This is a genomic window from Sinomicrobium oceani, from assembly GCF_900119185.1.
GTDB lineage: Bacteria > Bacteroidota > Bacteroidia > Flavobacteriales > Flavobacteriaceae > Sinomicrobium > Sinomicrobium oceani.
Genome location: NZ_FPJE01000025.1, coordinates 54537 through 68122 on the forward strand (window position 1 = coordinate 54537; position 13586 = coordinate 68122).

General features: G+C 44.4%; 8 protein-coding genes. 5 read left to right on the top strand and 3 right to left on the bottom strand.

Annotated features, from left to right (window positions below; translation table 11 throughout):
* Nucleotides 1-40: 40 nt before the first annotated feature.
* The 3 genes from BT112_RS17835 to BT112_RS17845 form a co-directional block, all read right to left on the bottom strand.
* Complete coding sequence (locus tag BT112_RS17835; RefSeq protein ID WP_072318824.1) at nucleotides 41-1534, bottom strand: RagB/SusD family nutrient uptake outer membrane protein; 1494 nt, start codon at nucleotides 1532-1534, stop codon at nucleotides 41-43.
* 19 nt (nucleotides 1535-1553) lie between these two features.
* Nucleotides 1554-4676, bottom strand: coding sequence for a SusC/RagA family TonB-linked outer membrane protein (locus tag BT112_RS17840; RefSeq protein WP_072318825.1), 3123 nt, complete (start codon nucleotides 4674-4676; stop codon nucleotides 1554-1556).
* A 262-nt stretch (nucleotides 4677-4938) separates the two neighbouring features.
* Nucleotides 4939-5532, bottom strand: a complete 594-nt coding sequence (locus BT112_RS17845) for an RNA polymerase sigma factor (protein WP_072318826.1) — start codon at nucleotides 5530-5532, stop codon at nucleotides 4939-4941.
* Nucleotides 5533-5649: 117 nt separating this feature from the next.
* On the opposite strand from BT112_RS17845, the gene BT112_RS17850 reads away from it, so the two are divergent.
* The 5 genes from BT112_RS17850 to BT112_RS17870 form a co-directional block, all read left to right on the top strand.
* Nucleotides 5650-6825 (top strand): FecR family protein, encoded by a 1176-nt coding sequence (locus tag BT112_RS17850; protein ID WP_072318827.1) that lies wholly within the window; start codon nucleotides 5650-5652, stop codon nucleotides 6823-6825.
* A gap of 150 nt (nucleotides 6826-6975) precedes the next feature.
* Entirely contained in the window at nucleotides 6976-10407 is a 3432-nt protein-coding gene (locus BT112_RS17855) for a SusC/RagA family TonB-linked outer membrane protein (protein WP_072318828.1), read from the top strand.
* Nucleotides 10408-10437: 30 nt separating this feature from the next.
* Entirely contained in the window at nucleotides 10438-12048 is a 1611-nt protein-coding gene (locus BT112_RS17860; RefSeq protein WP_072318829.1) for a SusD/RagB family nutrient-binding outer membrane lipoprotein, read from the top strand.
* A 23-nt stretch (nucleotides 12049-12071) separates the two neighbouring features.
* The gene (locus BT112_RS17865; protein WP_072318830.1) at nucleotides 12072-13238 is read left to right on the top strand and encodes a mannonate dehydratase; all 1167 of its coding nucleotides are present in this window, start codon (nucleotides 12072-12074) and stop codon (nucleotides 13236-13238) included.
* A gap of 44 nt (nucleotides 13239-13282) precedes the next feature.
* On the top strand, nucleotides 13283-13586 hold a 304-nt coding region (locus BT112_RS17870; protein ID WP_139276299.1), incomplete at its 3' end, for a twin-arginine translocation signal domain-containing protein.

Genomic DNA, 13586 nt, shown 5'->3' on the forward strand with positions numbered 1-13586 from the left:
ACCAACCACGAGCTAAACCCCCTCTTTTTTATTCTTAAATCTAATTGTACCCCGGGTTCTGGTCGTAAAGTCCTTCTTTCACCGTAATCTGTGTAGAAGGGAGCGGGTAAATAATGCTGTTCTGGTTTATAGGGGCCTGTATTTTATCGGAGACATCATCTTCGGGGATCCATGTATTCATGATATCGAGGACTTTACCACTTCGGACGAGGTCGTGCCACCGGGTTCCTTCTCCGGCGAATTCCCTTCGCTTTTCTTCGAGGAGCTGATCGGTGGTAACCGCGGTGAGTGGTTGGAGATTAGCTCTGTCCCTGATCCGGTTTACGATCTCATCGGCATCCGACGGATTTCCCGTTCCTCCGAAAAGAATGGCTTCGGCTTTCATCATCAGCACCTCGGTATATCGTATCAGCGGGAAATTGATAGGCCAGTCAAAACGGTCGGTACCGGGATTTTCGGTATCGAGGAATTTCACAATAAAGATATCGGCAATAGGATTACCGTTGGCATCGGTATACCCTTCCTGGAATATGGTGTTGTACCGGATATCGTTATCATCGAAACTGTGCAGCAGATTTTCGGAAGGCGCCTTGTATTCACCTCCCGCGGGAAAGGGGATACCTATGGCTTCAAAATAATTATCCGGGACGAATAATCCGGGGTAGGTAGCTCCTATTCCGAGGCTTCCGTCTTTATATTGAATATCGAAAATAATCTCGGAATTATTTTCATTGTCGTAGGCAAAAATAGTATCGTAATCATCGATAAAAGCATAAGGGCCATTGTTGATGATATCATCGAAGAGGGATAAGGCCAGATCGTATTCGCCTGAATCCATGCCGGGGCCTTCAATGTCATAAGAGGTGCCGGAACGGGTGAGGTAGACTTTTCCGAGCATAGCTTTTGCCGCCCAGAGCGTCACTTTTCCACGTTGTTCGGCAGGGTAGCTTTCGGGGAGTTTGTTTATGGCATCTTCCAGGTCGGCTATGATAAGCGTGTAGATTTCGGAAACATTGCTTCTCCCGATTTCGAGAGATTCTTCGGGAGTGACCACGTGATCGAGCAGGGGAACCTTCCCGTAAAACCGCACCAGGTCAAAATAGAAAAAAGCGCGCATAAACCGGGCTTCACCGATCATCCGGTTTCGCATGTTTTCATCGGGGACAGCCTCATCTGTCATACGATCCAGGACGGTATTGGCGCGGAGAATCCCTTCGAAATCTTTGCTCCACACTTCGGCAATATAACTGTTGGTAGCGATGGTCGGGAAAAAGTTGTTTACGGGCTCATGATCGCGTATCCCGGAATTGGTGATAGCATACATGTTGTCCGATCGTATTTCGGAGAGTACGAGCTGATGATCCGGGTAGGTCTGCAGGCTGCTGTAAATACCGTTTATGGCTTGTTCGAAATCGTCCTCATCCCTGTAGAAGTTCTCACTCCCGATATCGGAAACAGGGTTCTGATCGAGTTCGTTAGTGCAGGAGAAGAAGAGTGTAGCGGCCAATAGGGGCAGTATATATATTTTTTTCATCTGTACAGTCTTTTTAGGGTTAGAACGTAACATTGATTCCGGTAATAAAGGATTTGGACAAGGGGGCTCCGCCATAGTCATCACCGCTGGTATTTCTGGCTTCGGGGTTCCACCCGCCGGCGTATTTGTCGCCTCCGAAAAAGTTTTCGAGTGCTATGTACACACGGATGCTTTTGAAGAAGGTATCTTTAAGCGCTTCGCCGAAATTGTAACCGAGGGTAATATTCCGTACCCTCCAGTAATCTGAAGAATACAACCAGTCTGTGTTTTTAATCCCTCCGAAATTCGAATTGGATTTCCCGACCACTCCGTTACCGGGGTCTTCTGCTGAGCGCCAGCGATCGCGGTATTTTCCCAGTACGTTTTGGTTGTATCCCATTCCCGTCCGGTCTATGGCCCTTCCGAAAGTGGAGTAGAGGTGTCCGCCCCATTGTCCCTGCAAGAGTACCGAAAGGTCAAAGCCTTTGTACCGGAATGTATTGGTGATCCCCCAGATATAGTCCGGGTTGGGGTGCCCGGAAAGGACGCGGTCGTTCTGGTCGATAACCCCGTCGCCGTTCGCATCCACATAACGTGGGTCACCGGCAGTCTGGTTGCCAAACAGGGCTGCGCCGTTTTCTATATCGGCCTGCGTAAGTATGCCGTCCTGTTGTACGACATAGTAGCTGTACATCGGTTGACCTACCTGTAATATATTGTGTTCGATATCGAAATCTCCCCCCAGGATCGGAGCATTGTCGGGGCCGAGTTTTTTTACTTCGTTGGTATTATAACTCAGGTTGATACTGGTAGACCAGTTAAAATCCCCGTTCAGATTCTGGGTATAGAGTTCGAGTTCCCACCCTCTGTTTTCCACTTCTCCTATATTGGTGAGTGCCGTGGAAAAACCGGATGCGGTAGGTACGGGAATGTTGAGCAGTAGGTCGGTGTTGGTTTTGATATAGTAATCGAAAGATCCCCTTATCCTGTTGTTAAATACGGAAAAATCGATACCGTAATCAAAACTTTCCGATTCTTCCCACCCCAGATTGGGATTGGCGGCATTAGCCGGTACCAGTCCGGTAACCAGCGCCCCGTTGTAGCTGTAATTGGCAAATCCCAACATGGAAATACTCCCGTAATCATCCAGAATACCATTGTTTCCTGAAATACCCCAGCTTGCCCTGAGTTTGAGTTGATCGAGGAAAGAGGCGGATTTCAGGAAATTTTCCTTACTGATATCCCAGCCCGCGGAAGCGGAGGGGAATATTCCCCATTTGGTATCCTGTCCGAAATTGGAAGAACCGTCCCGGCGTATGGAAGCTGTGAGCAGGTACTTATCATCAAAACTATACTGTACCCGGCCGAAATAAGAGATAAGTACACGTTTGCTCTCCAGGGTGTACGTATCGTTGACATTGATATTGTTGGCTCCGTTGATGGTGGTAATCTCGTCCGAAGCAAATCCGTCTGCAGACCGGATGCGCTGTTGTTCGAGGTTCAGCCAGTTGTAAGACAATCCGACCAGGGCATTGAGACGATGCTTCGTGCCGAGGGTGGCATCGTAGTTTAATGTATTCTCATTGACAAAATTCTGTTTTCTGAAGGAGGTAAATGTTCCCGAAGCCTGGTTGTTGTTGGTGACGAACGAAGGCGTAAAACTCTTGTGGTCTTCATCGGTATTGTCGAAGTTCAACGTGGATTTGAAGTTGAGATTTTTAACGATCTCCATTGTACCATAGAGGGTAGAAAGGGTCCGCATGGTTTTGGTACGTCCTATACTGTTCTGAAGTACCCGTAGCGGGCTTGGGCTGCTTCCTCCCCATTCATAGCGGGTATTGTCCCCGATATTATAATCGAGCCCGTCTGCAGACAAAGGTACGGAAGTGGCTGCTTTGTGTAGCTGATTGTCTTTTCCTTCGAGCCCGGGATCATTGGCCTCGGAATACGTGGGATTGAGATTGACTCCCATCGAGATCTTGTCACTTACCTTGACTTCTACGTTGGCCCGGGCTGAGAACCTTTTGTAATTGACACCTACGGCATAACCGTCCTGATCCAGGTATTCTCCGGAAATATAGTACTTTACATTTTCGGTAGCTCCTCTTGCGGAGAGTTGATAATTCTGTACAAATCCTGTCTTAAAAAGGGCATCCTGCCAATCGACGTAGTCCAGTCCTCCGTAACCGGGCTGGTACCAGCGTTCGTCCCTGATCATACTGGCATCGAAGCCGCCGAGGATGGCCTGCCGTTCGGCAGCGGTCTGCGATGCTGTCCGACCGGGACCGGAGTTTATCCAGTTGTAATCGATCATACCTGTAGCCCTGTCTATCCATTCTGAAGCATTGAGTACGTCCAGTTTTTTGGAAGCTTCGACAGTACCTACATAGGTGTTGAATGATATGGTGGGTGCCCCCATCTGCCCGGACTTGGTTTGTATGATAACCACACCGTTGGCAGCACGCGAACCATAGATGGCCGCAGCAGCCGCATCTTTGAGGACCTGTATAGATTCGATATCATTGGGACTGATATTGTCCAGCGGGTTACCCGTGGAATAGCCACCCGCGCTGTTTTGCGCCGACGGATCGAGCGGAAAACCGTCTATTACATATAAAGGTTGTGTATTGGCGGAGATAGAACCCGTACCCCTGACCTGGACGGAGAGCCCTTTACTCGGGATACCGCTGGTCTGTACGACGCGGACCCCGGCAAGCTGACCGGTCAGCGCCTGGTCTACTTTAAGCAGTGGTCTTTCGTCAAGGTTATTGGCTTTCATAACACTGATAGCTCCGGTAACATCGGCACGTTTTTGTGTACCGTAACCAATAACCACAACTTCATCGAGCTTGGCATTTTCTTCTTTCATCACTATATCGTAGGTATCCTGGTTGTCTTTTACCGGAACTTCCTGAGATTGCATCCCGATATAGGTGAATACCAGAATATCACCTGTTTTGACCCGGAGTGAATAATTTCCGTCAAAATCGGTATCGGCTCCGTTTTGTGTTCCTTTTACAACGATATTGGCAGCGGGTAATGGCATACCGGTAGCATCTTTGACATTTCCGCTGATGTCCCGTTCTTCTTGTGCAACAGACAGATTACAAAAGAACAGGCCCAAAAGCAGAAGTACTGACCTGGGTAATAGTTTTTTTTTCATCAAAGCTTTTTTTAGAAAATTTTAACTTTATGATGAATGCTATTTAAAATGATGCCACAATACGTTGTAGTAGTTAACTTACTTTATTGTAGAGACTAAAGAGAATTAAGCATATATTTTGAGTGTGTAAAAAATACGCTTAACCGTATGACTGTGTAAATAATACACATATATGTTTTTGATTTTTAAACAGGTGTTTTGTATTGTTTTAAGAAATTAGTTTTTTGGTAGTAGCACTATTTGCGGATTGGATAGGCGAAAATTATGGAAACGGTACTTTTGAAAGTTTTCCGAAGATCAGAATTAAAATAGACTCGAACTGTTTTCCCAGATTTGAACGTAGAATGGAAAATGCCCTCGTGATTTGGGCTTCAACTGTTTTTACGGAGATACCGAGATGTAAAGAAATTTCGGTATTCGTCAATCCTTCCTTTTTACTCAGGTTAAAGATCTCCCGGCATTTCGGTGGTAATTTTTCAATTTCCCTGTATACGATATCAATCATCTGCTGAATATTTTTTTCTTCAGTTTTCTCTACAATATGATTAAAGGTCTCTATATACTTGTATTGCAGTATCATTTGTGTTTTATCTTTCTGATATTGGTTCAGAAATTCATTATACACCGATTTGTACAGAAAGCCTTTGATCTGAAATTTGCTGTCGAGTTTATGTCTGTGACGCCATGTCTTGAGAAAAACGTTTTGCACGATATCCTTGGCCATTGCCGGATCGTCTACCAGTCCTCTGGCATAGGCAATAAGCCTGTTGCCATAAGAATCTACCAGAAACATAAAGGCCTTTTCATCGCCTTTCTTCAATCCTTCGATAAGGTCTTCGTTATTAAAAGTATACATGTGGTTGGTTTATTTGGCAAAATAAAACTATAAAAATTATATATAACAAAAAAATAAAGCTAAAATATTAAGGGTATTTAATTTTAGATCTGTATTTACTATAAAAACAACATTACAATGCCCAACCCGGAAATCGAATATCTTTTGGTTAAATATCTCAGTAAAGATGCAAATAGTATAGAGCTGGATATACTTAACAAATGGATCGAAGACCCCGAAAATGAAAAGGTTTTCCGGGAATTTATAAAAACCCACTATGCTATAATTCTTTATATGAACAACGATCAGGATCAAAATAATGACATTAAAAAATATTTGATAAAAGAGATCAGGAAGGATAAAAATGTTATATACCATCGGAGATTTCGCAAATTAATGGCATATGCAGCCATGGCCATCCTGTTTTTCGCTGTCGGGTATCTTTTTGAATACAATGTGTTTTCCGGGAAGGAAGATTTTACGAAAGTGTCCAAAACCGAAGGGGCTGTTACCATACAGATGGAAAACGGTGACATAAAAACGATAGACACCGAGGGAGAATATCCGGTTACGGATGATAACGGGAAACGTCTGGGAACCATACGTAACGGAAAGCTCATGTATACTAAAAAGGACTTCTCCGGAGGAAAAAAGATCGTGTACAACACATTGAACGTACCTAATGGAAAACGTTTTGATATTGTACTCTCCGACGGAACACATGTATTTCTCAACTCCGGAAGTTCGCTGAAATATCCGGTAGTCTTTCCGGAAAACGGAAAGCGAAAAGTCTACCTGGAGGGCGAAGCGTTTTTTGATGTCACACACCACAGAGAACATCCGTTTGTGGTGCGGGCACAGAATCTTCACGTAGAAGTATTGGGAACAACATTTAATCTTTCCAATTATTCCGAAGATGATGATACTTCTGTCGTACTTGTCAACGGAGCAGTCAGTTTATCCTCCAGTACTCCGGGATACGAACAGGAAAAACTACTGTTGCAACCCGGCTATAAAGGTATTTTAAATAAACAGAGCAAGCAATTATCGAGGTCAAGAGTAAATACCGCACTATATACCTCGTGGATGAAAGGAGAGATTATATTGAGGCATGAGTCCTTTGATAATATTGTAGAAAAGCTGGAGAGATATTACAATGTGAATATTATCAATAATAACGACAGCCTGAAATATGAAAAATTCAATGCTACGATCAAACCCGGGGAAGAAAGCATAGAACAGGTGCTGCGATATTTTAATGCTGCTTATAAGATAAATTATGAAATCATAGAAAACAGAATTGTAATCAACTAATTTTTAATATCGGAACAGTATGACATAAAACACGAAAACTCTCAGGATTTGTAACAGATCATTTGAAAAAAAGAATCGGAAAATGCAGCCACATTTCCCGATTTGTTCAAGTGATTAAAATCTATTAATCACCCAAAAACACTCAAAATTATGAAAAAACTCTGGAAGTCCGGGTATAACCATGCCCGGAAATTCAACTTTGACTTAAAAATGAAGTTATCACTTCTTTTGTTATTCACCGTAACTGCAGCTCTTCAGGCCAGTAATACATATTCCCAGAAAACAAAAATTTCCCTGGATATGGATGCCGTACCGGTATCGCGTGTAATCGATGAAATTGAAATGAAGACCGAATTCCGCTTTATATTTAATATCAAAGCCGTCGACCTATCCCGAAAGGTGAGTATCAATGCCGAACGGGAAACGATAGACCGTATTCTCAAAAAACTTTTTGACAGCTCCGACACGGATTACGAGATCATGGACCGGAAAATTTTGTTGAAAGGCAAGACACATAAAACAGGAAGTATTACTGTACCTCCCGTTGAGCAAGACAATGTACAGGGGTATGAAGTTTCCGGTACGATTACCGACAATCAGCAAATACCTCTGGGCGGAGCCAATGTCATGGAAAAAGGTACTTCTAACGGAGCTGTAAGTGACTTTGACGGTAAATTTACTATTACGATCTCCGATGAAGATGCTGTTCTTGTGGTGTCTTATGTAGGGTTTACGAGGAAGGAAATTCCGGTACGGGGAGAAACCACGTTTAATATTGTACTTGAGGAAGATGCACAGGTACTGGATGCCGTAGTAGTGACGGCATTAGGTATAAAAAGAGAAAAGAAGGCGCTTACGTATGCGGTTTCTGAGGTAGATGGGGGAAACCTGACTAAAGCACGTGAAATTAATGTGGGAAATGCCCTTTCCGGAAGGGTGGCCGGGGTAACAGCTACACCTACCAGCGGTGGCCCTGCAGCATCCAGTAGGGTAATTATCAGGGGAAACGGCTCTCTTAACGGAAATAATCAACCACTGTATGTGGTGAATGGGATGCCGATTACCAATACCAATTCGTCTACTCCGGGTACTTATGGAGGAATTGATCGGGGAGACGGGCTTTCCAGTATTAATCCTGATGATATAGAAAGTATATCGGTGCTGAAAGGAGGAACAGCAGCAGCGCTTTATGGGGCAAGGGCAGCTAATGGTGTCATATTGATAACAACCAAATCGGGCAGAGGTCGAAAAGGTATTGGTGTGGAACTCCATTCCAATTTTACTGCGGAAACTGCTATGAACTTTCTGGACTGGCAATACCAGTACGGTTCCGGTTCGTTAGGACAGGCACCGACAACGCAAGGTGAAGCCGTGGCATTCGGAAGAACTTCGTGGGGGGCTCCCCTTGATGGTTCCATGGTTATACAGCCGGACGGCGAACAGAGACCTTATACGGCGAAAAAAAACAATGTAGAGAATTTTTATCAGTCGGGTTCTACGATTACCAATAGTGTTGCATTGACAGGAGGGAGTGAAAAAATAAATTTCCGGTTTGCTGCTTCGAATATGGACAATAAGTCTATTGTTCCGCACAATAAGATGAACCGTAAGACTTTCAATCTTAATGTCAATGCAAGTCTGGCTGAAAAAATAGAGTTTTCCGGTAATGCACAATACTCTACGGAGGAAGTGAAAAACCGTACGTTCTTGGCAGATTTTCAGCAAAATCCGAATGCGGGAACCCAGCTCATTGCCACGAATATAGATGTAAGAACTCTTGCGCCGGGATACCTGCCCAATGGCGATGAAATGCCCTGGAGCGATTATATCTATGCAACGAATCCTTACTTTGCGGTAAATAAAATAAGAAACGGGGATACCAGGAAAAGGTTTATAGGATCGTTCAGTGTTAGCTATAATATTACCGACTTTTTGTATGCCAGGGCACGGATCGGAATGGACCAGATCAATACCGATGGGTTTCGCATCGAACCTTCGGGTATTGCCTTTAATAACCCCGGAAGTATGTGGACAGACCAAAGTCTGGAAACCGAAACCAATATTGAGGCGATACTCGGGGTGAATTTAAATGCGGGAGATTTTAGTATCAATGCCATCGCCGGAGGAAATCAGATGCGTAACCTATATGATGGTATCGGATTATCCAGTGGGCAGTTCAATATTCCTTTCCGTTATTTTATCGGCAACGGAAGCAGTCAGAACTTTGATATTGATTATGGAAAATACGGTATCAATTCTTTATTCTTTTCCGCTGATGTAGATTATAAAGATTACCTCTATCTTACCCTCACCGGGAGAAATGACTGGTTCTCTACCCTGGATGTAAACAACAACAATCTTTTCTATCCCTCCGTAGGACTTAGTTTTTTATTGACACAAGCCTGGACGAACAAGCCCGAATGGCTGAGTTATGCCAAAGTAAGATCGTCCTGGGCAGAGGTGGGTGGAGGAGCTCCCAGTCCGTACGCTATAGCCCAGACCTATTCCGCACAATCTATACCTCACCTCGGTCAGACACTAACTAATGTAACCAGTGGGACTATTCCTACGAGGTTGGTGCCTTATACTTCTACTACAATAGAAGCAGGTATAGAACTTCGGGTGTTCCAGAACAGATTGGGAATGGATCTTACCCTATACGATCGTACCACGACCGATGATATCGTAAACGCCTCTATTGCACCTTCAAGCGGATATGATAACGTAGCGCTAAATGTCGGAAAAATGAGAAACCGGGGGGTCGAACTTATGCTTACCGGAACACCGGTAAGGAGCGAAGATGGACTGAACTGGGATCTCACGTATAACATGGCTTATAATAAGAATACGGTGCTTAAAATAGCAGATGATCTTGATGTATTACAATTGCCCGGAGCGACAACAAGAACATTGAACGGTGGTATATATCATTTTGAAGGGCAGCCCTTTGGTATGATTGCAGGAAACCGAATGCTACAAGATGCCGGCGGACAAATTGTATATAATAGTCTGAGCGGATTACCTGTACCGGGCCCGGTAGTACCTCTCGGAAAAGGTGTTCCCCCGTTGAGTATCGGATTTTCTAATAATTTCAGTTATAAGAATTTCAATCTCAATATTCTGCTCGACAGTCGCTGGGGGGGAAGTATTTATTCTGCAACAAGTGCGTATGGTACTGATTTCGGACTTGATAAGCGTACCGTAGCCAATAACGTACGGGAAACAGGAGTACAGGTACAGGGTGTTGACGAAGCAGGAAATGCGTATTCCGCTACTGTTCCCGCACAGACCTATTACCGGGGTATAGCCTACAGCATTACCGATGAATTTGTACAAAAGGCAGATTTCATTAAACTGAGATCCTTTAGTTTCGGGTATAACTTTCCTTCCGCTCTGCTGGAAAAAACACCTTTTACCGCAGCCAGTCTTTCTGTCGTAGGAAGAAATCTTTTGGTGCTTTATACCACGACTGATAATATAGACCCGGAGTCGAATTACAGCAGCTCTAATGCTCAGGGACTGGAAAATTTCGGATTACCATCTACCCGTACTTTCGGGTTGGATGTGAGTTTGTCATTTTAAGATAAAGAATGCTAACCAAAAAAATACAACATGAATCTCAAAAGATATATAAGCGCAAAAACAATCTCCCGGATTGTCCTTTTTACCGGGATGTTACTCATGGTTTCCTGCGATTCGGGATTTGAGGAAATGAACCGGGATCCCAACGCATACACGGAGCCGGATATAGGTAGTCTTTTTACCACCAGTCTGATCAGAACCGTAGGAACCGGTACTGAGGACAGAAACCGGACTAATATCAAATACCTCTCCGGCGCCATGCAGTATCATGCTACATTACAGACGTTCTGGTATGGTGAAAAGGGTATTGTGAATCAGCAGACCGGAAATTTTTTCGAAACCGCTTATACCTCACATATGCGGGAACTCTCTGTAATTCTGGAAGCGACCGAAGATAATCCCGAACTGGTCAATCAGAATGCCATTGCAAAAATATGGAAGGTATATGTCTTGCACCGGGTTACGGATGCTTACGGGGATGTACCGTACACTGAAGCTGTAAAAGGAAGCAGTGAACTGATGTTCAAACCGATTTATGACCGGCAATCCGAAATATATCCCATGATGCTTGCAGAACTGGAAGAAGCTATAGGGCAGTTCGATGCTTCCAGGGCCTCTTTCGGAGGTGGAGATGTCGTGTACGGAGGGCGTACAGACCGGTGGAAGACTTTTGCTTATTCCCTGATGCTCAGACTGGGAATGCGGTTGACCAAAGTAGATGCTGCTATGGCACGGGAATGGGTTGTTAAAGCCTATAACGGAGGTGTGATGCAAAGTAATGACGATATAGCCGTGTTAGAACATGCCCCTACCAGTGGCAATACCTGGAACTGGGACGCCAGGGAACTCAAAAGGGAAAGTCTTCCCGAAAGTAATCAGGGGCTCGGACTGGTGAAAATGGGCAAAACTTTTGTCGATCTGTTACAGGAGCACGATGATCCCCGTATTCCTTTTTATATGACACTTTGGGAAGGTAACATCAATGCAAGACAAAGCCAGGTCCTTTCCGAAACTACCGAACCCTCTTTGCAGAAAGGGCTGCCCAATGGTTATGATCCCGGAACCATCAGTGAAATAATTCCGGGATGGAATAATGGGATGCTTGCGGAGTTTTCGGAACCTAATACGGCTACAATAGCTAATTTTTCGACCCCTTCAATTATTCTGAGCTACTCCGAATGCGAGTTTCTACTTGCCGAAGCAGCATTACGCGGATGGATCAGCGATACACCACAAGATCATTATCACAATGCTATCCGCGGCAATATGGAATCTGCGATACGTTACCCTAACAGTAGTGTTGACGGCGTATCTATTACCTCTGATGAAATTGATGATTATATCGCAAATCATCCGCTTACGGGAAGTAATGAAGAACAGATGAGACAGATCCACACGCAGTTTTACCTGGCACATTACATGTATCTCGATTTTTTTGAAGCCTGGTCTAATTGGAAAAGAACAGGGTTCCCGGAAATGGCACCGATTACCTATCCTTTGAATACCACCGGCGGAAGACCCATTAGGAGATTGATGTATTCTTATGAAGAACGCGCACTTAATACGATGAATGTAGAGGCGGCAATCAGTGCACAGGGACCGGATAATTATCTCACAAGAGTATGGTGGGATGCAGAATGATAATATGTAATAAAAGTAAAATCATGGAAAATAACAGAAGAAATTTTATAAAAAAGGGAGCTTCCATGGCAGCAGTTTTGTCTATGGGAGGAATAGCGTATTCCTGCGAAGAAAAAAAGGAAATAAAACAAGCTGTGGTGAAAAAACACCGGGAACTCGGAAGCATGGCTAAAGATGCCGGAATGCAAATGAGTAATGCGTATTTCGGAGGCATGGAAGCATGTCAATATCTCATTGAATTATCAAAACAGATTGATGCTCTCGGAGCTGTTGCCGGCATAGATAAAAGAATTATAGGTGACCCGGAAGCAAAACCATGGGAATATGAATCCATAAAAAAAGTAGTTGATGGATGGAAGGCCGTAGGATTAAATTACAATGTGGTGGAAGGTCCTCCTTCATTGCATTCCAAGACCAAACTCGGACTTGAAGGCAGGGATGAAGAAATAGACAATTTTATCACTTTTATGAAAAACCTCAAGCGTGCCGGGGTCGATGTAATTTGTTACAACTGGATGCCGGTGATTAGCTGGGCAAGAACATCGATGGATAGTCCCGGAAGGGGCGGAGCTCTTGTAACAGCTTTCGATTACAATGAGATAAAGGATAAACCGCTCACGGAATACGGAACGGTAAGTAAAGAGAAGTTATGGGAAAACCTGGAATACTTTCTGAAGGCCGTAGTGCCTGAGGCCGAGAAGATAGAGATGAAACTTGCCATGCATCCGGATGATCCTCAGGTAGATAGTATCCAGGGAATTTCCAGGATTATGAATACGGTGGAAAATTTCGACCGCATGATGAATATTGTCCCCAGCGAGTTTAACGGTGTTACGATGTGCCAGGGCAATTTTTCGCTCATGGGCGCAGATATCCCGAAGTTAGTGAGGAGATGGGGAAATGAGGGAAAGATACATTTTGTTCACTTCCGGAATGTGCGCGAATTAAGCGGAGAACTGCCGAGTACGAAGTTTACCGAAACATTTCATGACGAAGGCGATATAGACATGTACCAGGCTATGAAGGCCTATTACGATATAGGTTTCAGAGGCCCTATACGACCGGACCATGTTCCTACCATGGCAGGAGAGAAAAATACCAGAGCTGGGTATATGGATCTCGGAAACCTGTTTGCAATCGGATATATGCGTGGGCTTGCCGAATCGGTAAGCAAGGAACAGATCGTGTAATTCCGTCAAAAAATCAGACAATATTTTAAACAGAACAACAACTTATGAAAACGGAGTTAAGGCGTCTTATGGCCAAAAATAAAGCCGAGGAAGCAGCGTACCGTGAGTCTCGTGCTGCAGAAATATCTCATCCTGATACGGGCTCAGCCCGCCGTAATTTTCTAAAAAAAACCGCCCTTGGAGGTATCGGTCTTGCCGGTTTTATGGGCTTGTCCTTCGAAGATACGATGGCCCAGACGACCTCTAAGGTCAGTCGCAGTTCTGCACCTTCGGATCTTAAGATCACCGATATGCGCTATGCGCTGACCCATGTGATGGGGGGCACGGCGATAATTCGTATCGACACCA

What these genes read in the sequence shown, in the direction of transcription:
- BT112_RS17835 (WP_072318824.1), bottom strand. Translation starts at nt 1,534, where the DNA reads ATGAAAAAAATATATATACTGCCCCTATTGGCCGCTACACTCTTCTTC.
- BT112_RS17840 (WP_072318825.1), bottom strand. Translation starts at nt 4,676, where the DNA reads ATGAAAAAAAAACTATTACCCAGGTCAGTACTTCTGCTTTTGGGCCTG.
- BT112_RS17845 (WP_072318826.1), bottom strand. Translation starts at nt 5,532, where the DNA reads ATGTATACTTTTAATAACGAAGACCTTATCGAAGGATTGAAGAAAGGC.
- BT112_RS17850 (WP_072318827.1), top strand. Translation starts at nt 5,650, where the DNA reads ATGCCCAACCCGGAAATCGAATATCTTTTGGTTAAATATCTCAGTAAA.
- BT112_RS17855 (WP_072318828.1), top strand. Translation starts at nt 6,976, where the DNA reads ATGAAAAAACTCTGGAAGTCCGGGTATAACCATGCCCGGAAATTCAAC.
- BT112_RS17860 (WP_072318829.1), top strand. Translation starts at nt 10,438, where the DNA reads ATGAATCTCAAAAGATATATAAGCGCAAAAACAATCTCCCGGATTGTC.
- BT112_RS17865 (WP_072318830.1), top strand. Translation starts at nt 12,072, where the DNA reads ATGGAAAATAACAGAAGAAATTTTATAAAAAAGGGAGCTTCCATGGCA.